The sequence below is a fragment of the Marmoricola sp. OAE513 genome, assembly GCF_040546585.1.
Classification (GTDB): domain Bacteria; phylum Actinomycetota; class Actinomycetes; order Propionibacteriales; family Nocardioidaceae; genus Marmoricola.
In genome coordinates, this window is the sequence record NZ_JBEPOC010000001.1 from 1 (window position 1) to 20,961 (window position 20,961).

The 20,961-nt window shown below is 69.5% G+C and carries 22 protein-coding genes; 8 read left to right on the forward strand and 14 right to left on the reverse strand.

Annotation, left to right across the window (positions count from 1 at the left end; all coding sequences use genetic code 11):
• The 9 genes from ABIE44_RS00005 to ABIE44_RS00045 all read right to left on the reverse strand — a co-directional run.
• A partial coding sequence (locus ABIE44_RS00005; protein WP_354437699.1) for an SDR family NAD(P)-dependent oxidoreductase occupies positions 1-739 on the reverse strand: 739 nt, incomplete at its 3' end.
• Between the two features lie 7 nt (positions 740-746).
• Positions 747-1,544, reverse strand: a complete 798-nt coding sequence (gene tpiA, locus ABIE44_RS00010) for a triose-phosphate isomerase (RefSeq protein WP_209713841.1) — start codon at positions 1,542-1,544, stop codon at positions 747-749.
• An 11-nt stretch (positions 1,545-1,555) separates the two neighbouring features.
• Entirely contained in the window at positions 1,556-2,758 is a 1,203-nt protein-coding gene (locus tag ABIE44_RS00015) for a phosphoglycerate kinase (RefSeq protein WP_209713839.1), read from the reverse strand.
• Between the two features lies 1 nt (position 2,759).
• Complete coding sequence (gene gap, locus ABIE44_RS00020) at positions 2,760-3,755, reverse strand: type I glyceraldehyde-3-phosphate dehydrogenase (protein ID WP_209713837.1); 996 nt, start codon at positions 3,753-3,755, stop codon at positions 2,760-2,762.
• 71 nt (positions 3,756-3,826) lie between these two features.
• Positions 3,827-4,813: a DNA-binding protein WhiA gene (gene whiA, locus ABIE44_RS00025; protein ID WP_209713835.1), complete on the reverse strand. Its 987-nt coding sequence runs from the start codon at positions 4,811-4,813 to the stop codon at positions 3,827-3,829.
• Between the two features lie 10 nt (positions 4,814-4,823).
• The gene (locus tag ABIE44_RS00030; protein WP_209713832.1) at positions 4,824-5,777 is read right to left on the reverse strand and encodes a gluconeogenesis factor YvcK family protein; all 954 of its coding nucleotides are present in this window, start codon (positions 5,775-5,777) and stop codon (positions 4,824-4,826) included.
• A 7-nt stretch (positions 5,778-5,784) separates the two neighbouring features.
• Positions 5,785-6,678, reverse strand: coding sequence for an RNase adapter RapZ (gene rapZ, locus ABIE44_RS00035; RefSeq protein WP_209713830.1), 894 nt, complete (start codon positions 6,676-6,678; stop codon positions 5,785-5,787).
• Position 6,679: 1 nt separating this feature from the next.
• A complete protein-coding gene (gene uvrC, locus ABIE44_RS00040) occupies positions 6,680-8,662 on the reverse strand; it encodes an excinuclease ABC subunit UvrC (RefSeq protein ID WP_209713828.1) in 1,983 nt (660 codons plus the stop codon).
• 33 nt (positions 8,663-8,695) lie between these two features.
• The gene (locus ABIE44_RS00045; protein WP_209713826.1) at positions 8,696-9,568 is read right to left on the reverse strand and encodes an LLM class F420-dependent oxidoreductase; all 873 of its coding nucleotides are present in this window, start codon (positions 9,566-9,568) and stop codon (positions 8,696-8,698) included.
• Between the two features lie 56 nt (positions 9,569-9,624).
• Between ABIE44_RS00045 and ABIE44_RS00050 the strand changes: the two genes are divergently transcribed.
• A complete protein-coding gene (locus ABIE44_RS00050) occupies positions 9,625-9,924 on the forward strand; it encodes a hypothetical protein (protein ID WP_209713824.1) in 300 nt (99 codons plus the stop codon).
• On the opposite strand, the gene ABIE44_RS00055 is transcribed toward ABIE44_RS00050, so the two are convergent.
• On the reverse strand, positions 9,911-10,372 hold the full coding sequence (locus ABIE44_RS00055; protein ID WP_209713822.1) for a Rieske (2Fe-2S) protein: 462 nt from the start codon (positions 10,370-10,372) through the stop codon (positions 9,911-9,913). The two genes, ABIE44_RS00050 and ABIE44_RS00055, sit on opposite strands and share 14 nt — an antisense overlap.
• Before the next feature lie 103 nt (positions 10,373-10,475).
• Complete coding sequence (uvrA, locus tag ABIE44_RS00060) at positions 10,476-13,343, reverse strand: excinuclease ABC subunit UvrA (protein ID WP_209713820.1); 2,868 nt, start codon at positions 13,341-13,343, stop codon at positions 10,476-10,478.
• Between the two features lie 136 nt (positions 13,344-13,479).
• Here uvrA and ABIE44_RS00065 point away from each other — a divergent pair, with 136 nt between their 5' ends.
• Positions 13,480-14,214, forward strand: coding sequence for a maleylpyruvate isomerase family mycothiol-dependent enzyme (locus ABIE44_RS00065; protein WP_354437702.1), 735 nt, complete (start codon positions 13,480-13,482; stop codon positions 14,212-14,214).
• Here ABIE44_RS00065 and ABIE44_RS00070 read toward each other — a convergent pair whose 3' ends face one another.
• Positions 14,215-14,706 (reverse strand): beta-class carbonic anhydrase, encoded by a 492-nt coding sequence (locus ABIE44_RS00070; protein ID WP_209713816.1) that lies wholly within the window; start codon positions 14,704-14,706, stop codon positions 14,215-14,217.
• A gap of 76 nt (positions 14,707-14,782) precedes the next feature.
• Between ABIE44_RS00070 and ABIE44_RS00075 the strand changes: the two genes are divergently transcribed.
• The 6 genes from ABIE44_RS00075 (at position 14,783) to pssA (ending at position 19,545) form a co-directional block, all read left to right on the forward strand.
• Positions 14,783-15,457 (forward strand): MBL fold metallo-hydrolase, encoded by a 675-nt coding sequence (locus tag ABIE44_RS00075; RefSeq protein WP_209713813.1) that lies wholly within the window; start codon positions 14,783-14,785, stop codon positions 15,455-15,457.
• On the forward strand, positions 15,436-15,732 hold the full coding sequence (locus ABIE44_RS00080) for a hypothetical protein (protein ID WP_209713811.1): 297 nt from the start codon (positions 15,436-15,438) through the stop codon (positions 15,730-15,732). Before ABIE44_RS00075 ends, ABIE44_RS00080 begins: the two co-directional genes overlap by 22 nt.
• A gap of 70 nt (positions 15,733-15,802) precedes the next feature.
• On the forward strand, positions 15,803-17,140 hold the full coding sequence (locus ABIE44_RS00085) for an HNH endonuclease signature motif containing protein (protein ID WP_209713809.1): 1,338 nt from the start codon (positions 15,803-15,805) through the stop codon (positions 17,138-17,140).
• A 62-nt stretch (positions 17,141-17,202) separates the two neighbouring features.
• Entirely contained in the window at positions 17,203-17,982 is a 780-nt protein-coding gene (locus ABIE44_RS00090) for an SDR family NAD(P)-dependent oxidoreductase (protein ID WP_209713807.1), read from the forward strand.
• Positions 17,966-18,619 carry a phosphatidylserine decarboxylase gene (locus ABIE44_RS00095; RefSeq protein ID WP_209713805.1) on the forward strand — a complete coding sequence of 218 codons (654 nt, stop codon included), beginning with the start codon at positions 17,966-17,968 and terminating at the stop codon, positions 18,617-18,619. The genes ABIE44_RS00090 and ABIE44_RS00095 overlap by 17 nt, the downstream gene beginning before the upstream one ends.
• The gene (pssA, locus tag ABIE44_RS00100; RefSeq protein ID WP_209713803.1) at positions 18,616-19,545 is read left to right on the forward strand and encodes a CDP-diacylglycerol--serine O-phosphatidyltransferase; all 930 of its coding nucleotides are present in this window, start codon (positions 18,616-18,618) and stop codon (positions 19,543-19,545) included. Before ABIE44_RS00095 ends, pssA begins: the two co-directional genes overlap by 4 nt.
• A gap of 12 nt (positions 19,546-19,557) precedes the next feature.
• On the opposite strand, the gene ABIE44_RS00105 is transcribed toward pssA, so the two are convergent.
• Complete coding sequence (locus ABIE44_RS00105; RefSeq protein WP_209713801.1) at positions 19,558-20,646, reverse strand: 2Fe-2S iron-sulfur cluster-binding protein; 1,089 nt, start codon at positions 20,644-20,646, stop codon at positions 19,558-19,560.
• Positions 20,647-20,648: 2 nt separating this feature from the next.
• Positions 20,649-20,951 carry a hypothetical protein gene (locus tag ABIE44_RS00110; protein ID WP_209713799.1) on the reverse strand — a complete coding sequence of 101 codons (303 nt, stop codon included), beginning with the start codon at positions 20,949-20,951 and terminating at the stop codon, positions 20,649-20,651.
• Between the last annotated feature and the right edge of the window lie 10 nt (positions 20,952-20,961).

Below are 20,961 nucleotides of genomic sequence, written 5' to 3' on the forward strand. Positions count from 1 at the left end.
AGGGGCCGGTGTCCTCGAGCGCGGCAGCGAGCCGTGCCGCGAACTTCTCCGGCGAATTCGCGATCTTGATCGCCGCACGACCGCGCTTGTTCAAGGTCGCGTTCTGGGCGCCGTACGGGCCCTCGAAGTCCAGGTAGTCGGCGGTCCCGGCGTCGGTGATGATGTCGGTGTCGAAGACCCCGGTAACGAGCACCGAGACCCCGATGCCGAACGGCGAGACCTCGGCAGCCAGGGACTCCGCCCAGCGCTCGACGGCACCCTTCGCGGCCGAGTACGCCGCGATGATCGGCATCCCGCGCACGCCGCCCGCGCTCGAGATCATCACGACCCGGCCCGCGCCGACCGCCCGCATCGACGGCAGCAGCCGCTTGGTCAGCGCCACCGGTCCGAACAGGTGGGTGCCGAACATGTCGCGCCAGACCTGGTCGGGGAGCTCCTCGACCGTGCCGGCAGCCGCGATCCCTGCGTTGTGCACCACCGCGAACGGAGCGCCCACCCGGCTGACGATCTCCTCCGCGGCATCAGCCACCGAGGCCTCGTCCAGCAGGTCGAGCCGCACCCCGATCAGCCGCGGGTCGTCGGCGGACGCACCCGTGGCAGCACGCAGCGCGACCATCGCCGGCTCGAGCGACCGGACCGCAGCCACGACCTGCCAGCCCTGCTGGTAGAGGTACGTGGCCGACGCGAAGCCGAGACCGCGGGACGCACCGGTGATGACGACGCTGCGCGGCTTGCTCATGGCAGGCTCAGAGCACCGGCATCGAGTAGAACCGGCAGATGCCGCCGAACTCGTCGGCCTGCAGGCTCGCGCCGCCGACCAGGGCGCCGTCGACGTCCGGCTTCTGCATGATGCCCGCGACGTTGCTGGCCTTCACCGAACCGCCGTACAGGATCCGGAGGCCGGCGGCGGCGTCCTCGCCGAAGACCTCGGAGACCCGGGCACGCAGGGCTGCGCACACCTCCTGGGCATCCTCGGGCGTGGCGACCTCCCCGGTGCCGATCGCCCAGACGGGCTCGTAGGCGACGACCAGCTCGGCGACCTGGGCCGCACTGAAACCGGCCAGCGACCCGTCGAGCTGCTCGACGGTGTACTCGACGTGGGTTCCGGCCTGGCGGATCTCCAGGCCCTCGCCGACGCAGACGATCGGCGTGATGCCGGCCGCGAGCGCCTTGTGGGCCTTGGTGTTGACCAGGGCGTCGGTCTCGCCGTGGTACTCGCGACGCTCGGAGTGCCCGACGACGACGTAGGAGCAGCCGAGCTTGGCCAGCATCGACGCCGAGATCTCACCGGTGTAGGCACCGTCGTCGTGCGTGGAGATGTCCTGGGCGCCGTACTTGATGGCCAGCTGGCCACCGTCGACCGTGGTCTGCACGGAGCGGATGTCGGTGAACGGCGGCACCACGACGACCTCGACGGCGCCGAAGTCGTGTTTCTTGTCGGCCAGCCCGAGGGCGAGCTTCTGCACCAGGTGCACGGCCTCGTGGTGGTTGAGGTTCATCTTCCAGTTGCCCGCCATCAGGGGCGTGCGGGTGGTGCTGGCCATCGTTCTGCCTCTCAGGAAAGGACGTCGATTCCGGGGAGCGCCTTGCCCTCCAGGTACTCCAGCGACGCGCCACCGCCGGTCGAGATGTGACCGAACTGCTCGTCGGCGAACCCGAGAGCGCGGACGGCCGCGGCGGAGTCGCCGCCGCCGACGACGGAGAGCCCGTCGACCGTGGTCAGGGCCTGCGCCACCGCGCGGGTGCCGGCCGCGAAGGCGGCCTGCTCGAAGACGCCCATCGGGCCGTTCCAGAACACCGTGCGGGCATCGGCCAGAGCGGCGGCGAAGGCCTTGCCGGACTCGGGACCGATGTCCAGTCCCATCGCGCCGTCAGGGATCTGGTCGGCCGGGACCACCCGTGCCGAGGCCTCGTCCCCGAACGCGTCGGCGACCACGATGTCGGTCGGCAGGACGAGCTTCACGCCCAGCTTCTTCGCCCGCTCGTGGTACTCCAGGCAGACCGGGATCTGGTCCTCCTCGAGCAGCGAAGCACCGACGTCGTGGCCCAGCGCCGCGAGGAAGGTGAACACCATCCCGCCGCCGATCAGCAGGCTGTCGGCCTTGTCCAGCAGGTTGTCGATCACGGCCAGCTTGTCGGAGACCTTCGAGCCGCCGAGCACGACCACGTAGGGACGCTCCGGGGTCTCGGTCAGACGCTTCAGCACGTCGATCTCCGCAGCGACGAGCGATCCCATCGCGTGCGGGAGCCGCTCCGCGACGTCGTACACCGACGCCTGCTTGCGGTGCACCACCCCGAAGCCGTCGCTGACGAACGCGTCCGCCAGGTCGGCCAGCTGGTCGGCGAAGGCGCCGCGCTCGGCGTCGTCCTTGCTCGTCTCACCCGCGTTGAACCGGACGTTCTCCAGCAGCGCGACTCCCCCGTCCGGCAGGTCCGCGACCGCCGTACGGGCGCTGTCGCCCACGGTGTCGGTGGCGAACGAGACCGGGGTGCCGAGGAGCTCACCGAGGCGCGCTGCCACCGGCTCCAACGAGTACGCCGGGTCCGGCTCGCCCTTCGGCCGACCGAGGTGCGCCGCCACGACCACCCGGGCGCCCGCGTCGCGGAGCGCCTGGATGGTGGGGATGCTGGCCCGGATCCGGCCGTCGTCGGTGATCTTCTTGTCCGCGTCCAGCGGCACGTTCAGGTCCGAGCGGACCAGGACGCGCTTGCCGCGCAGATCACCGAGCGATGCGATCAGGTGGGACGTCCGAGCCATCTCAGAGAGTGGAGCTGACGTGCGTGATCAGGTCGGCGAGGCGGTTGGAGTAGCCCCACTCGTTGTCGTACCAGCCGACGACCTTGACCTGGTTGCCGATGACCTTGGTCAGGGGCGCGTCGAAGATGCACGACGACGGGTCGGTCACGATGTCGGAGGAGACGATCGGGTCGGTGGAGTACTTGAGGAACTTGCCGTCGGCAGCCTTCTCGATCGCGGCGTTGACCTCCTCGACGGTGGTCTCGCGACCCGCCTCGAAGGTGAGGTCGGTGGCGGAACCCGTCGGGGTCGGGACGCGGAGGGCGTAACCGTCGAGCTTGCCCTTCAGCTCGGGCAGGACGAGGCCGATCGCCTTGGCGGCACCGGTGCCCGTCGGCACGATGTTGATCGCCGCGGCACGGGCACGGCGCAGGTCGCTGTGGATGTTGTCCTGCAGGTTCTGGTCCGCGGTGTACGCGTGGATGGTCGTCATCAGGCCCTTGACGATGCCGAACTCGTCGTTGAGCGCCTTGGCCATCGGGGCGAGACAGTTGGTCGTGCAGGACGCGTTGGAGATCACGTGGTGTGCGGCCGGGTCGTACAGCTCGTGGTTCACGCCCATCACGATGGTGATGTCCTCGTTGGAGGCCGGGGCGGAGATGATGACCTTCTTGGCGCCGGCGTCGATGTGCGCCTTCGCCTTGGTCGCGTCGGTGAAGAAGCCGGTGGACTCCACGACGATGTCGACGCCGAGGTCACCCCACGACAGGTCGGCAGGGTTGCGCTCCGCGGAGACGACGATCTTCTGGTCGCCCACGAGGATGGTGGAGCCGTCGACGCTGACGTCGGCGTCCAGGCGTCCGAGGATCGAGTCGAACTTGAGCAGGTGCGCCAGTGCCTTCGGATCGGTCAGGTCGTTGACGCCGACGATCTCGATGTCTGCACCCGACGCGCGTACCGCGCGGAAGAAGTTGCGACCGATGCGGCCGAAGCCGTTGATTCCGACGCGGACAGTCACTGCGATCTACTCCTGAGGTCGAGGAAGACGGGCGGTCCCGACCTTATCGCGCTCAGGAAGATCTCAGTTACTCAGGCCTCCTCGGCCAGCATCTCCGGGGTCAGCGACGCCTCGGTGTCAGGGATACCGAGCTCCTCGGCCTTCTTGTCCGCCATCGCGAGCAGTCGGCGGATTCGTCCGGCGATCGCGTCCTTGGTCAGCACCGGGTCGTGCAGCTGACCGAGCTCCTCCAGGGAGGCCTGCTTGTGCTCCAGCCGCAGCTTGCCCGCGAGCTGCAGGTGGTCGGGGATGTCCTCGCCGAGGATCTCCAGGGCGCGGTCCACCCGTGCGCCGGCGGCTACCGCGGCACGGGCTGACCGGCGCAGGTTCGCGTCGTCGAAGTTGGCGAGGCGGTTCGCGGTGGCGCGGACCTCGCGCCGCATCCGGCGCTCCTCCCAGGCGAGCAGGGACTCGTGCGCACCGAGTCGGGTGAGGAGCTGGCCGATCGCGTCGCCGTCCCGGATGACCACCCGGTCGACCCCGCGGACCTCGCGGGCCTTCGCGGAGATGCCGAGACGGCGGGCCGAACCGACGAGCGCCAGAGCGGCCTCCGGCCCGGGGCAGGTGACCTCCAGGGAGGAGGAACGACCCGGCTCGGTCAGCGACCCGTGCGCCAGGAAGGCGCCCCGCCAGGCGGCGACCGCGTCGCAGCCCGACCCCGAGACGACCTGGGGCGGCAGTCCGCGGACCGGCCGGTTGCGCTGGTCGATCAGACCGGTCTGGCGGGCGAGCGACTCACCCTCCTTCGCGACCCGGACGATGTAGTGGGTGCCGCGACGCAGGCCGTTGCCCTTGAGCAGGACGACCTCGGAGTCGTGGCCGAAGACCTCGGCGATGTCGCGCCGCAGCCGGCGTGCGGCAGCGCCGGTGTCCAGCTCGGCCTCGACGACGATGCCGCCGTTCACCAGGTGCAGCGCGTCGGCGAAGCGGAGCATCGAGGAGACCTCGGACTTGCGGCAACAGGTCTTGGTGACCGGGGTGTTGGCAAGCTCCGCCTTCACTTGTGCCGTCATCGCCATGCGCGTCACCTTAGTTCTCTCGGAGGACCAGCGCATAGGCGCGGGCAAGTTTCTCCGGATCGTGTTGGCCCGGCGCATCGGCCCGGGCCACGTCGGCCAGGACCAACCGGGCCCCGAGGTCTGAGGCTGCAGAGCGTAGCCGCGCTTCGTGAACGACGGCGGCCCTGTCCGCCAGGACGGTGTCGATCGCGAGGTCGGGCGCGTGCTGGTGCAGGACCGAGAGGTGGTCCTCGGGGGTGAAGCCGTCGGTCTCCCCCGGTTGGGCCTCGAGGTTGAGGGTGACCACGACACGGCCCCGGGTCTGCTCGAGAGCCGCCCGCAGACCGGGGACCAGCACGTGCGGGATGACCGAGGAGTACCAGGAACCCGGCCCCAGGACGACGAAGTCGGCGTCGAGGACGGACTGCACCGCTTCGGGGCACGCGGTCGGGTCGGCCGGCTCGAGATGCACGTCGAGCACGTCCCCCAACGTCGTCGCCACCTCGACCTGTCCGCGCACCAGGCTGACCTCGTCGGGGGCGTCCGGGGTGGCCCCACGCACGTCGGCGGTGATGTCCAGCGGCGTCAGGGCCATCGGCAGCACCCGGCCGCGCGCACCGAGGAGTCCCCCGACCCAGTCCAGGCCGGCGACGTGGTCGTCGAGCAGCTCCCACAGGGCGACGATCAGCAGGTTGCCGACCGAGTGACCGTCCATCTCGCCGTGGGACTCGAACCGGTGCTGCAGCACCTTGGCCCAGGTCTGCCCCCAACGGTCGTCCCCGCACAGCGCTGCCAGCGCCATCCGCAGGTCCCCGGGCGGAAGGACCCCGAACTCTCCACGGAGCCGTCCCGAGGACCCTCCGTTGTCGGCGACGGTCACCACCGCGGTGAGCTCTGCGGTCAACCGGCGCAGCGCCGCGAGCGACGCGGCCAGCCCGTGTCCCCCGCCGAGCGCCACGACAGCGGGGTCGTCCGACCAGCTCATCGGTCGGTCACTCGCGACCGAGGTCACGGTGCGTCGCGTCCGCGTCGATGCCCGCGGACCGCAACCGGGCAGCGAGCTCCTCGGACATCGCCACGCTGCGGTGCTTGCCCCCGGTGCAGCCGATCGCGACCGTCATGAACCGCTTGCCCTCGCGCAGGTAGCCCTCGCCGACCGTCTCGACGACCGGCAGGTACCGCTCCAGGAAGGTCTGCGCGTCGGTGCGGTCCTTGACGTAGGAGGCCACCGACGGGTCCTGGCCGGTCAGGTCCTTCAGCTCCGGGACCCAGAACGGGTTCGGCAGGAAGCGCATGTCGGCCAACAGGTCGGCGTCCACGGGCACGCCGTACTTGAACCCGAAGGAGACCACCGTGACCTTGAGCCCGACCGCCTCCGGCGTCCCGTACGCCGCCGCGACCTTGTCCTTGAGCTGGTGCACGTTGAGCGGGGTCGTGTCGATGACCACCTCGGCGTCCCCGCGGAGCTGCGTCATGACCTCGCGCTCGCGGTGGATGCCGTCCAGCAGACGCCCGCCCTCCTGCAGCGGGTGCGGTCGCCGAGCCGCCTCCTGGCGGCGTACGAGGATGTCGTCGTCAGCCTCGAGGAAGAGCACCGACGCGCGCCGCGTCGGCAGGTGCAGGGCGATCTGCTCGCGCAACGAGCCGAACCGGGTGCCGCCACGGACGTCGACGACGACCGCGATCGGCTGGCCGCGACCCATCTTCTCGTCGACCAGGCGGACGACCTCGGTGACCAGCTCGGGAGGCAGGTTGTCCACCACGAAGAACCCCAGGTCCTCGAGCTCCTTGGCGGCCGTGCTGCGGCCGGCACCGGTCATCCCGGTGACGACGACGAGCTCGCCCGGGTCGGTGACGACCGGGATCTCGCCGGTGTCCTCGGTCATGTCAGCCTTCCTGGATCTCGCCGGTCGCGGTGTTCACGGAGACAGTCTTGCCAACGGCAGCGTCCTGCGCGACCGCGGCCACGATCTGGCCGGCGGTCGCGGGCCCGATCCCCGGGACCTGGGCGATCTCCTCCGCGCTCGCGGCCCGGAGCTTCTTCAGCGAGCCGAAGTGCTTGATCAGCGACTTGCGCCGTACCTCGCCCAGACCCGGCACGTCGTCGAGCAGGCTCTCGACCATCGTCTTGGACCGGCGGGACCGGTGGTGGGCGATGGCGAACCGGTGCGCCTCGTCGCGGATCCGCTGGAGCAGGTAGAGCCCCTCGCTGCTGCGCGCCATGATCACCGGATCGGGGTCGGAGGGGAGCCAGACCTCCTCGAGACGCTTGGCCAGGCCGCAGACCGGGATGTCGTCGATGCCGAGCTCGTCCAGGGCCCGCTGGGCCGCGGCGACCTGGGGCGGTCCACCGTCGACGACCACCAGCCCCGGGACGTAGGCGAACTTCTTGGCCTTGCCGGTGTCGGGATCGATGAGCAGCGGACCGGCGTCCGGATCGACCTCGCCGTTGGCGAGATCCGGAGTCTCGATCCGCTCGTCGAGCAGCCGCCGGAACCGCCGGGTGATCACCTCGTGCATCGACGCGACATCGTTCTGGCCGTCGACGCCCTTGATGACGAAACGGCGGTACTCGCTCTTGCGCGCCAGCCCGTCCTCGAAGACGACCATCGAGGCGACCACCTCGGTGCCCTGCAGATTGGAGATGTCGTAGCACTCGATCCGCAGCGGCACGGTCGGCAGGTCGAGGGCCCGTTGGATCTCCTCCAGGGCCTGGTTGCGGGCGGTCAGGTCGCTGGCGCGCCGGGTCTTGTGGAGCGCGAGCGACTGGGCCGCGTTCGCCTCGACGGTCTCCTGGAGGGTGCGCTTGTCCCCGCGCTGCGGCACCCGGACGGTCACGCGGGACCCGCGGGACTCCGAGAGCAGCTCCTCGAACACGGCAGCGTCGGGCGGGAGGACGGGCACCAGGATCTCGCGCGGCACGGCGTCACCCTCCTCGCCGGCGTACAGCTGGAGCAGGAACTCCTGGACCAGCCCGGCCGTGTCCAGGTCAGCGACCCGGTCCGCGACCCACCCGCGCTGGCCGCGGATCCGGCCCGCCCGCACGTGGAAGATCTGGACGGCGACCTCGAGCGGATCCTCCACCAGGGCGATCACGTCGGCGTCGGTGCCGTCGCCGAAGACGACAGCCTGACGCTCCAGCGCCTTGTTGAGCGCGCCGAGGTCGTCGCGCAGCCGTGCGGCCTTCTCGTACTCCTGGGCCTCGGACGCGGCGTACATCTCACGCTCGACCCGCTTCACGAACGCGTCGGTGCGCCCGCCGAGGAAGTCGCAGAAGTCCTCGGCGATCTCGCGGTGCTCGAGCTGGTCCACCCGGCCGACGCAGGGCGCCGAGCACTTGTCGATGTAACCGAGGAGGCAGGGCCGACCGATCTGCGCCGATCGCCGGAAGACGCCGTTGCTGCACGAACGCATCGGGAAGACCCGCAGCAGCTGGTCGACGGTGTCGCGGATCGCCCACGCGTGCGAGTACGGCCCGAAGTACTTCACGCCCTTCTTCTTGGCGCCGCGTCCGACCATGACGCGCGGGTAGTCCTCGTTGAGCGTCACCGCCAGCCACGGGTAGGACTTGTCGTCGCGGTACTTCACGTTGAAGCGCGGATCGAATTCCTTGATCCAGGAGTACTCCAGCTGCAGGGCTTCGACCTCGGTCTCGACGACCGTCCACTCGACGCTCGCGGCCGTGGTGACCATCGTGGCGGTGCGCTGGTGCAGCGAGGCCACGTCGGCGAAGTACGACGACAGGCGCGGCCGCAGGCTCTTGGCCTTGCCGACGTAGATGACCCGGCCGTCCTTGTCCCGGAAGCGGTAGACCCCCGGCTGCGTCGGGATCGACCCCGGCTTGGGTCGGTACGTCGAAGGATCAGCCACGGCTCGAGGCTACCTGCGCCGACCGACAGGACCTCACAGGTCGGCGAGGGCGGGCGCCACGTTCTCGACGAGGTCGTGCGTCCAGGCCACCGGGTCGTCGCCGGTCGGGACCAGCGTCACGAGCTCGACGCCCAGGGCTGCGTACTCCTCCATCCGACGCAGGAACTCGTCACGGCTCTCGGCGCCGGAGGCCGTACCGGCACCGATGACCGTCTTTTCGATCTCGTCGTAGTCGCGTCCGACCGCGTCGCAGTGCCCCCGGAGCACGTCGAGCTTGTGCGCCAGCACCTCGGCGGTCTCCCCGAACAGGTTGCAGGCGTCGGCGTACTGGGCGACCAGGCGCAGCGTCTTCCTCTCACCGCTCCCGCCGATCAGCACGGGGACTCGTCCGCGCACCGGAGGTGGCACGCAGACGGTCTCCTCGAGCCGGTAGTGCTGCCCGGCGTACGGACCGTCGTCCTCGGACCGCATCTGACGGCAGATCTGCAGCGTCTCCTCCAGCCGCTCGAAGCGCTCGGACATCGACGGGAACGGCACCCCGAGGCCGAGGTGCTCGCGGTCGTACCAGGCCGCACCGATGCCGAGCATCGCGCGCCCGCGGGACAGCCGGTCCACGGTCGTCACCGTCTTCGCCAGCAGACCCGGGTACCGGTACGTCGTTCCGGTGACCAGGAGGCTGAGGCGCACCTGTTCGGTGATCCCCGCCAGGTACCCGAGGGTGGTGTAGCCCTCGAGCATCGGCTCGGAGGGTCCGCCGAGGTTCTCCATCTGGAACCAGTGGTCCATCACCGTGACCAGCGAGATGCCTCCCTGGTCGGCGACGCGGACCGACTCGGTGAGCCGGTCCTCCAGGGTCGACTCCCAGTCCGGATGGGTGAAGTTCGCGTAGTGCAGCCCAATCTTCATGCAACGAGCCTAGCCAGGTACTTTCACTTCTTTGTCGAGTCCTTTACTCTACTTTCGTGCTGACCAGGACCGCGCGCGACGAGCGCCTGACGACCTCGCCCGAGGCCGCTGCGGCGTACCACGACGGCCTGGACGCGCCGACGGCCGAGGCGGCCATGCAGCACTACGCCCGGGCGCTCGCCCTGGATCCCACCTTCGCACTCGCGCACGCGCTGCTGGCGCTGGCAGCGCAGCGCTGTTGTGCACCGATCGACATCCCGGCGCGCTTGCGCGCGGCAGAATTCCACGCTCGGCGGTCGACGACCGCCGAGCGTCGTCACGTCAGGGACGTGATCGACCAGCTCACCCGACGGTGAGCGAGGTGCCGGTGACGGTGACCTTCTTCTCCGCCAGCGGGCTGGGCGCCGGCCCACCCTGGACGGAGCCGTCCTCGATCGAGAACTGACTGCCGTGGCACGGGCAGTCGATCTTGCCGTCGGAGATCTTGCTGACCACGCAGCCGGTGTGGGTGCAGACGGCCGTGAAGGCCTTGAACTCGCCCTCGGTCGGCTGGGTGACCACGTACTTGTCGCTCGCGAAGATCTTGCCGCCGCCCACCGGGATGTCGGCCGTGGGGATGCCCTCGGCCGCCGGGGCCTCGCTCCCGTCGCTCCCGGAGGACGTCGACGGCGCCTGCGGCTCGCCCGTGGTGGTCCCGGGGTCGTCGGAGGAGTCGGATCCGCACGCCGCGAGGACGGGGACGGCGACGCCTGCGGCCGCGACGCCGTAGAGGACGTTGCGCCTGGTGGTCTTGTTCTCGGTCACGGTGGACACCCTTCGTCTGGAGGTGTCTCCGAGCCTAGTAGTTGAAACCGAAATCCTGGCTGTCAGGAACCTGTCCGATGGTCCTAGTACCTGTGAGCACGCCTCAGCGCCGCTTCCCCTCCAGGAGTGGCTTGAGGAACTCCCCGGTGAAGCTCTCCTCCACCGCAGCGACGTCCTCGGGGGTGCCGGTCGCCACGACGGTGCCGCCGCGGTTGCCGCCCGAGGGGCCCATGTCGACGATCCAGTCGGCGGTCTTGATGACGTCGAGGTTGTGCTCGATCACCAGCACGGTGTTGCCCTGGTCGACCAGGCGGCCGAGCACGAGCAGGAGCTTGCGGATGTCCTCGAAGTGCAGGCCGGTCGTGGGCTCGTCGAGCACGTAGACCGTGCGGCCGGTGGAGCGCTTCTGCAGCTCGGAGGCCAGCTTGACGCGCTGCGCCTCACCGCCCGACAGCGTCGTGGCGGGCTGTCCCAGGCGGACGTAGCCGAGTCCGACCTCGACGAGAGTCTTCAGGTGCCGGTTGATCGCCGGGATGGCCGCGAAGAAGTCCACGGCTTCCTCGATCGGCATGTCCAGGACGTCCGAGATGGTCTTGCCCTTGTAGTGGACCTCGAGCGTCTCGCGGTTGTACCGGGCCCCGTGGCACACCTCGCACGGCACGTAGACGTCGGGGAGGAAGTTCATCTCGATCTTGATCGTGCCGTCGCCGGCGCAGGCCTCGCAGCGGCCGCCCTTGACGTTGAACGAGAAGCGTCCTTGCAGGTAGCCCCGCATCTTGGCCTCCGGCGTGGAGGCGAACAGCTTGCGGACGTGGTCGAAGACGCCGGTGTACGTCGCCGGGTTGGACCGCGGGGTCCGGCCGATCGGTGACTGGTCGACGTGGATGACCTTGTCGACGTGCTCGAGACCGGAGATCTTGGTGTGCCGCCCGGGGACGGTCCGGGCGTTGTAGATCTGCTTCGCGAGCGACGTGTACAGGATGTCGTTGACCAGGGTCGACTTGCCGGAACCGGACACACCGGTGACAGCGACGAAGAGACCCAGGGGGAACGCGACGTCGATGTTCTTGAGGTTGTTCTCCCGAGCGCCGTGCACCACCAGCTCGCGGCCCTTGGTCCGCGGACGGCGCACCTCCGGCAGCGGGATCGCCTTGCGTCCCGACAGGTAGAGGCCGGTCTCGGAGTCGCGGTGCTTCAGCAGCTGCTTCACGGTGCCCGAGTGGACGACCTGTCCCCCGTGCTCGCCGGCGCCGGGTCCGATGTCGACGACCCAGTCGGCCGTCATGATCGTGTCCTCGTCGTGCTCGACGACGATCAGGGTGTTGCCCAGGTCCTTGAGGCGGACCAACGTCTCGATCAGCCGCTGGTTGTCACGCTGGTGCAGGCCGATGCTCGGCTCGTCCAGCACGTACAGCACGCCGACGAGGCCGGCACCGATCTGGGTGGCCAGTCGGATCCGCTGAGCCTCCCCGCCCGACAGCGTGCCCGACGGCCGGTCGAGCGAGAGGTAGTCGAGGCCCACGTCGAGGAGGAACCGGAGCCGCTCCTGGATCTCCTTGAGCACGCGCTCGGCGATCTGCTTCTCCCGCGCGGACAGCGCGACGCCGTCGAGGAACTCGGCCGCTTCGTTGATCGGCAGCGCGCAGACCTCGGCGATGTTCTTGCCACCCTTGCCCAGCTCGCCGAGGGTCACCGACATCGAGACCGGCTTGAGTCGCGAGCCCTCGCACGCGGGGCAGGGCACCTCACGCATGAAACCCTCGAAGCGCTCCCGACTGGTGTCGGACTCGGCCTCGCGGTGCCTGCGCTCGATGTAGGGGCGCACCCCCTCGAAGTTCGTGTAGTACGAGCGCTCGCGGCCGTACCGGTTGGTGTGCCTCACGTGCACCTTGGTCGGGTGACCGTTGAGGATGGCGTTCTGCGCCTTCTTCGGGATCTTCTTCCACGGGGTGTCCATGGAGTACCCGAGCTCGGCACCGAGGGCCTCCAGCAGGCGCGAGAAGTAGTCGGCGACGTGCGCCCCCGACCACGGGCCGATCACGCCCTCGGCGATGCTGGCGTTCTCGTCGGAGATCACCAGCTCGGGATCGACCTCCATCCGGGTACCCAGGCCGCTGCAGGTCGGGCAGGCGCCGAACGGGGAGTTGAACGAGAACGACCGCGGCTCGAGCTCGTCGGTGTCGATGTCGTGCTCGTTGGGGCAGGCCATCCGCTCGGAGAACTTCATCTCCCGGTTCGGGTCCTTGGCCTCGAGGTCGACGAAGTCGAAGATCACCAGGCCCGAGGCCAGGTTGAGGGCGGTCTCGACCGAGTCGGTCAGCCGCCGCTTGGACGACGCCTTCGCCGCCAAGCGGTCGACGACGACCTCGATGGTGTGCTTCTTCTGCTTGTCGAGCTTGGGAGGCTCGTCCAGCTGGTAGGTCTCCCCGTTCACCCGCGCTCGACTGAAGCCCTGGGACTGCAGGGAGCGGAACAGCTCGACGTACTCGCCCTTGCGACCGCGGATCACGGGGGCGAGCACCTGGAAGCGGGTGCCGTCCTCGAGCTGCAGGACCCGGTCGACGATCTGCTGCGGCGTCTGCCGCTCGATCGGGGCCGCGCAGATCGGGCAGTGCGGCCGGCCGGCCCGGGCGTAGAGAAGTCGCAGGTAGTCGTAGACCTCGGTGATGGTGCCGACGGTAGAGCGCGGGTTCTTCGAGGTCGACTTCTGGTCGATCGAGACGGCCGGCGACAGGCCCTCGATGAAGTCGACGTCGGGCTTGTCCATCTGCCCCAGGAACTGGCGCGCGTAGGCCGAGAGCGACTCGACGTACCGGCGTTGCCCCTCCGCGAAGATCGTGTCGAAGGCCAGCGAGGACTTGCCCGAGCCGGACAGGCCGGTGAAGACGATCAGCGCGTCCCGGGGCAGGTCGAGCGAGACATCCTTGAGGTTGTGCTCGCGCGCACCACGGATGATCAGCTGGTCGATCACGTCGCTCCTAAGCGGGTTGTTGCGGGGTTGCTGCGGGGTCGTTCGAACGTCTGTTCGGGTAGTCAACCACGAGATCGCCACGATCTCACGCGCCACCGACAAGCGTGTTACGGGCCTGTGAAGGCAGACTGCTCGCATGGCACCTGATCCTGCGACCGACCTCCTGCTCGATGCCCTCAAGCAGTCCGATCAACGCATGATCCGGACTGTGGATTCCCTCACGGACGACCAGTGGACCGGACGGACCGTGCTCCCCGACTGGAGCCGAGCCCACGTCGTGGCGCACCTGGCACTGAACGCCGAGGGCTTCCTCCGGGCGCTCGGCGGCATCCAGGACGGCGAGGAGCGGGCGATCTACGACTCCAACGCCGCCCGGGACGCCGACATCGCCGAGCTGGCTGCCGCGGAGCCGAGCGAGATCAGGGAGCGCTACTTCGCCGCGACCAGCCGGTTGCGGCACGTGTTCGGCTCCTTGACCGACGAGCAGTGGGGAGCGACCGTCAACCGGTTGCCGGAGGGGCCGACCTGGCCGGTCGACAGCCTGGTGGTCGCCCGCCGGCTCGAGGTGGAGGTCCACCACGCCGACCTCGACCTCGGCTACACCGCGCGAGACTGGCCCGAGGACTTCGCCGTACGGGTGCTGGACACCGTGACCGCGAACCACGCCGCCTCCCCCGCCTCCGAGAAGTTCAGCGCGCACGCCAGCGACCTCGGGCGGACCTGGTCGGTCGGCGCCGACGAGCCGGTGGTCACCGGCACGGCGGGCGAGCTCGGCTGGTGGCTGATGGGCCGCGGCAACGGCGAGGGGGTCAGCTCCGCCCACGGCCCCCTGCCGGAGATCGGGCCGTGGACGAAGCCGGTCAGGACGTGATCAGGCGCTGACCTCGTCGAGCGCGCCGGTGGCGACGTCGAACACGAAGCCGCGGACCTGGTCTGTCTTCGGGATGAACGGGGACGCCTTGATCCGGTTGATCGACTGGGTGACGTCCGCTGCTGCGTCGGGGAAGGCCTCGGAGGACCAGGTCGGCCGGATCCCGGTCTCCTTCTCGATGCCCTGGCGGAAGTCGTCGTCGGAGAAGGTCACCATCCCGCAGTCGGTGTGGTGCACGAGCACGATCTCCTCGGTCCCGAGCAGGCGCTGACTGATGGTCAGCGAGCGCAGCGCGTCCTCGGTCGCGACCCCTCCGGCGTTGCGGATCACGTGCGCGTCACCCTCGGACAGGCCGAGGATCTTGGCCGGGTCCAGCCGGGCGTCCATGCAGGCCAGGACGGCGACCTTGCGTGCGGGCGGGAGCGGCAACGGTCCGTCGAAACCGTTCTGGTACTCCGCGTTGGCCGTCAGGAACTCGTCGGTCACGGTCATGCTGGCTCCTCAGTAGTGTTTGTCTAGTGGGTTACTGCACTTAGGGTAGCCGACCGCTGGGAACTAGGCTCGTGCCATGACGACGTACACCGGCAACGTCTCCCCCGGCGGGACCCCGGACACCCGAGAGCTCAGCCACCTGATCATCACCAAGGTGGCGGTCGATCCGCAGATGTCGAACAACTGCTACGTGCTGCGCTGCCGGGCGACCGACGAGCAGGTGCTCATCGACGCCGCCGACGACGCCCAGGCACTGCTGAACCTGCTCGGCGCAGCCGGCGCCACCAAGGTCATCACGACCCACCAGCACTGGGACCACCACCGCGCACTCAAGGCGGTCGCCGAGGCCACCGGTGCCGTGGTCGTCGCCGGCGAGCCGGACGCGGACGCCATCACCGAGCAGACCGAGGTCACCGTGGACGACCGCGTCGAGCACGGCGACGTCATCGAGTTCGGCAAGGTCCGCCTCGAGGTCATCCGGATCACCGGGCACACCCCCGGCTCGATCGTGCTCAAGTACGACGACCCCGACGGCACCCCGCACCTGTGGACCGGCGACTCGCTCTTCCCGGGCGGCGTCGGGAACACTTTCGGCGACGCGGACGCCTTCGTCAGCCTGATCAACGACGTCGAGGAGCGCATCTTCGGCACGCTGCCGGACGAGACCTGGTTCTACCCGGGCCACGGGAACGACTCGCAGCTGGGCGCCGAACGACCGCACCTGGCCGAGTGGCGCGAGCGCGGCTGGTGAAGCCGTGCGCGTACTGCGGTGACGACATCGCCGTCCACGGCACCACGCTCGAGGCGGAGCTGCTGATCGAGGACAAGACCTACGGGCTGAACCCGTCCTTCTGCTCCTGGCCGCACGCAGCGGCGTGGTTCAACCAGGTACCCCCGGACATCTCCGCCTGGCACCAGGTCAAGAAGGGAAACCCGGACGGCGGGCTGCTCACCTGGGTCATCCTGCTCGTGCTGATCATCCTGCTGCTGGGCACCGTGATCACGCTGATGGCGACGCTGCGGTAGGCGCAATTCCTGTCGGTGTCCGCGGTTAGCGTGGGGCACAGAAGGGGTCGACGTCTTCTGGGAGGGAAGCATGACCCTGCACGACCTGGTCCGCTCCGGCGTGGACGAGCTGATCGCGGAGAACCGGTCGGCCGCGCGGCGCTCGCACCTGCTGCTGCAGATCTACCTCGAGTTCCGGCGACGCTGCCCGGGGAAGGACGATCCGCACGCGCTGTCGGCACGTCAGCAGGCTGTCGTCGAGGTGAGCGAGGCCTGGGCAGTGCCGGCTTCCTGGGTGCGCAGCGAGCTGAACAACGCCATCTGGATCGTCGACCACTTCGCGCACCTCGGCGAGCTCGCCCGGGCCGGCGCCCTCGACCCCTACCGGGTCAGGTTGATCGCCGACGCAGCACGGCACGGCCTCGAGACCACTGAGGAGTACGCCGCGTTCGCCGACAAGATGACCCCTTTCCTGTCGCGCCACCTCCGTGAGGACGGCCTCGTGACCTGCACCCACAAGCAGCTGCGCAACCGGGTCTCCTACCTGATCAAGAAAATCCGCTCCGCGGACGCCGAAGCGCAGTTCCGCAACGCGCACCAGCACCGCGACGTCGTCGTCGACGACGGGGAGCACGGGATCTCCTGGCTGACGATCGCAGGCACGACCGATCAAATCGCTGTGGCGCTGCGACGACTGACCCTGGAAGCGCGTGCGTTGCGCGCCGCGGGCGACAGACGGACGGTCGAACAGATCAAGGCGGACCTGGCAGTCGACCTCCTCACCGGAGCCGCGACGCACGCACCGCCGGCGTACGCCCGCCCGGTGATCAACCTGACGGTGCCGATCCAGACCGTCATGGGCCTCTCCGGCGGGCAGGTGATCCCGGCAGGCCTCGCCCGCGTGATCGCCCAACGTCCGGGCGCGACCTGGCACCGCATGCTGACGGATCCCGCCGGCCAGGCCGTCGAGCTCTCCACCGAGAACTACCGGCCGACCCGCGCGATCTGGGAGCAGGTGGTGGGCACGCAGACCACCTGCTTCCGCCCGGGCTGCGATCACGCCTCCACCGAGTGCGACCTCGACCACCGGACAGCCTGGCCCCGCGGGGCAACCACGGCGAAGAACCTGAACCCGGCGTGCCGCACCGACCACCGCGCCAAGCAGACCCCCGGCTTCGCCGTTCGCCAGACCGACAACGGATCGTTCGTCCTCGACACGCCAGGCGGGTTCTCCCACCACCTGCGCGCGACCTCGCACCCGGTCAGCAGCGAATGGGTCCCGCTGGGAGGGATTCAGTTCTCAGCGACTGAACTCGGGCTGGCTCTCGACCACCTCGCTGCCCGGGCCGGCTCGCAGGACCTCGCCGGCCGGGGCTCACGACCCGATCTCTCCTGGGAACACGACCCGCGGTGGTGGCTCGCGGCGTGAGCGGGTCAGCGCTGCTCTCCGGTAAGTTCGGGGGCGGCATTGACGCAACGAACGGAGAGCACGTGAAGCTCAACGGAGCGACGGTCCTGCTGACCGGCGCTACAGGGGGAATCGGGCACGCGATCGCACGCCGGCTGAAGTCCGAGGGCTGCGACGTGGTCCTGACCGGACGCAACGCCGAGGTCCTCGCGCCGCTCGCGGCCGAGCTCGGTGCCCGCAGCATCGTCGCCGACCTCGGTGACGCCGCGGACGTCGACCGGTTGCTGGTCGAGGCGGGTCGCGTCGACGTGCTCGTCGCGAACGCTGCTCTGCCGGGCACCGGCGACCTCGCCACGATGAGCGTCGAGCGCATCGACGCCAACATCGACGTGAACCTCCGGGCGCCCATCATGATGGCGCGCGCCCTGGTGCCGGCCCTCGTCGAGCGCCGTACCGGCCACCTCGTCTTCATCGGCTCCGTCTCCGGGATCGTCGCCTCCCCGGGCAGCACGCTGTACAACGCCACCAAGTTCGGCCTCCGCGGCTTCGCCGCGGCGCTGCGCCAGGACCTGCACCCGACCGGCGTCGGCGTCTCGATCGTCGAGCCCGGCTTCGTGCGCGACGCGGGCATGTTCGTGAACAGCGGCATGGAGGTCCCACGAGGCACCCGCACGGTCACCCCCGAGAAGGTGGCGGCCGGCGTCGTCAAGGCGATCACCAAGAACCGCGGCGAGGTCGTCGTCGCTCCTGCCGAGCTGCGCCTGGGTGCACGGTTCGGTTCGATCTTCCCCTCGGTCAACGACGCCGCCCAGCGGCAGGCCGGCGCAGCCGAGATGGTGAGCAAGCATGCCTACAACAATTGATCGCGAGGCCTGGACGGCTGCTGCCGTCGGGGCCCTGCCCGCCCTGGGCGCAGCACTGCTGGGCCGCCGGAAGACCGCACTCGCCCTGGCTTCGCTACCGGTCGGCATCGTCGCGTTCTTCCGCGATCCCGAGCGCCCGATCGACCACACGCCCGTCCACGAGGACCTGGTGCTCGCTCCCGCCGACGGCAAGGTCATGCACGCCGGACCGGGACAGCCGGGCGTCGCGCCGCCGGGCGACTGGCAGCAGGTGAGCATCTTCCTGTCCGTCTTCGACGTGCACATCAACCGGACGCCGTACAGCGGCACGGTCACCGACGTGACCTACCGACCGGGCAAGTGGCACGCGGCGTACAAGTTCGAGAGCGCCACCGAGAACGAGCGCTCCGACATCACGCTGTCGCACACCGTGTCCGGGAAGGAGCGCCGCGTCATCTTCCGCCAGATCGTCGGTCTGGTGGCACGCCGCGTGGTGACCCGGGTCAAGGCCGGGGACGTGGTCCGCACCGGCGACCGCATCGGCCTGATGAAGTTCGGCTCCCGGATGGACGTCTTCGTCCCCGCCGACGTCGAGCTCCAGGTGCACGCGGGTGACCGCACCGTCGCCGGCGTCACGGTCCTGGGCCGCTGGCGATGACCGACGCCCCGCCGACTGACGGCAGTGTGAAGCCTCGGCGCCGCCTGCTGCGACGTCGCCGCTTCCGGGTCGCCTCCCACTCCGGCGCCGAGGTCGTCTCCCTGCGCCAGCTCCCCGCCAAGGAGCGGTTGCGCGTCACCGCCCCCAGCCTGTTCACGGCGGGCAACATGGCGTGCGGCTTCTCGGCCGTGCCGCTCGCGTTCAACGGGCACAGCCACTGGGCCGCGGTCCTGATGACGGTGGCGATCTTCATGGACGTCGCCGACGGTGCCGTGGCCCGGCTCGTCGGCGCGACGTCCCCGTTCGGCGTGCAGCTCGACTCCTTGGCGGACCTGATCTCCTTCGGGCTCGCCCCTGCGGTGCTCGTCTACACCTGGGTGCTCCCGGAGTGGCCCGTCGTCGCCTGGGTGGCGGCGTACTTCTGGTTGGCGTGCGCGGCGTTCCGGCTCGCCCGCTTCAACTTCACCGTCGACCCGCACGCGGACAAGCGCTACTTCATCGGGATGCCGAGCCCCGGTGCGGCCGCGGTCGTGATCGCCACCGTGTTCGCGCTCGACCTGCCCGAGGACAAGGTCGGACCGTCGATCCTGCTCCCCGCGGTCATCAGCGTGGTGCCCGCGGTGCTGATGGTCAGCACCGTCCGGTTCCGGTCGTTCCGCAACCTGGTCTCCCCCAGGACGCAGCAGGCCAAGGTGACCACCGCGCTGATCGTCGTCGCCTTCGTCACCGGCATCGCCCTCGAGCCCGCCGCGACGATGCTCGTCGTCGCGTACACCTACGTCCTGACCGCGCCGGTCGGGGTGATCACCCGTCCCCTGCGTCGACGCGTCTTCGGGCCCGACTCGGTCGCGCCCCCGCGGGTCAAGCAGCAGTCGGTGTTCCTGCCGGTCCACGAGGACGACGACGCGGACACCGACGACGAGTGACCGCCCGCGGAGTCAGCCGTTGTAGCTGATCTTCAGCAGCTCGGTGAGCGGGAGCGCCTGGCAGGTCAGCCGGATGCCGTCCGCGAGGTCCTCGGGGTCCAGGACGTCGTTGTGCTTCATCTCGAGGTCGCCCTCGAGCACGATGCACGCGCACGAGCTGCAGTTGCCCTCCCGGCAGCTGAACGGCGCGTTGACGCCCTTGCCCTCGAGGAACTCCAGCAGGACCTGGGTGCCGTCCCAGTCGTCGAAGGCGTAGTGGTTGCCGTCGAGCTCGACCTCGAGGCGCACCGGGCCGACCGTCGGCTTCGCCTCCTCGGGCTCGTCCTCGCCGTCGTCGGCCTCTGCCAGCTTCGACTGGAACGCCAGGACCTCCTCGACGTCGCCGAAGGGGTTGCCGCCGAGGGAGACGAACTTCTCCTGGTGGCGCTGCTCGCGCGGGATCTCGAGCTCCTTGAGCGCGGTGGCGACGGCCTTCATGAACGGAGCCGGACCGCAGCAGAACGACGTGTACGTCGTGAAGTACGACGCGAAGAGCTTGATGCCCTCGCCGGTGGGCAGGCCCTGGACGGACTCGAGCCAGTGCACGACGGTGAACCGGTCGGGGTGCTGCTCGACCAGCTCGCGTAGCTCGGCTGCGAAGATCACCGAATCCTGATCGCGGTTGGCGTAGAACAGCACGACCTTGCCGGAGCCCTTCTCCAGCGCGGTCCGGGCGATCGAGATGACCGGGGTGATGCCCGAACCGCCGCCCCAGAGCAGCAGGTCGGCGTTGATGTCCTTGGGGGTGAAGATGCCGCTGGGCGGCAGCAGGCGCAGGGTGTCGCCGGCCTTGAGGTTGTCGCAGATCCAGTTCGAGGCGTAGCCGTCGGCCGTGCGCTTGACCGTGATCTGGTGGCTGCCACTGTGCGGGGAGCTCGACAGCGAGTAGCAGCGCGCGGCCAGGCCGGTCTGGTCGCTCGGCACCGCGACGGTCAGGAACTGACCGGGCGTGTACGCGAACGTCTCCTGCAGCTCGGCGGGGACCTCGAACACGACGGACTTCGCGTCCGCCGTCTCCTCGATGACCTCGAGGACGTTCAGGACGTAGGACTCAGTAGCCAACTTCAGTAACCATCCTCAGCACCGATCTCGACAGCACCGTCCTTGACGGCCTGCTCGATCGAGGAGCGTAGTCGCGAGCACGCGGTGTGGATCGGTCGTCCCTCGGGCTGGGACGACGCGCGGTTGAACTCCGCGCAGTGGTCGAGCGCCTCGGCGCTCCACTGGATCGCCGTGTGCTGCTCGCTGTTCTTCTTGACGCGTACCTTCGCCAGGCAGTCGAGGCACGCGACCTCGACCAGCCGGGCCTCGGTGTAGAGCCGCTGGTCCTCGAGCGTCTCGGGAGAGGTCGGGGCGTAGGAGACCATCAGCCGGGCC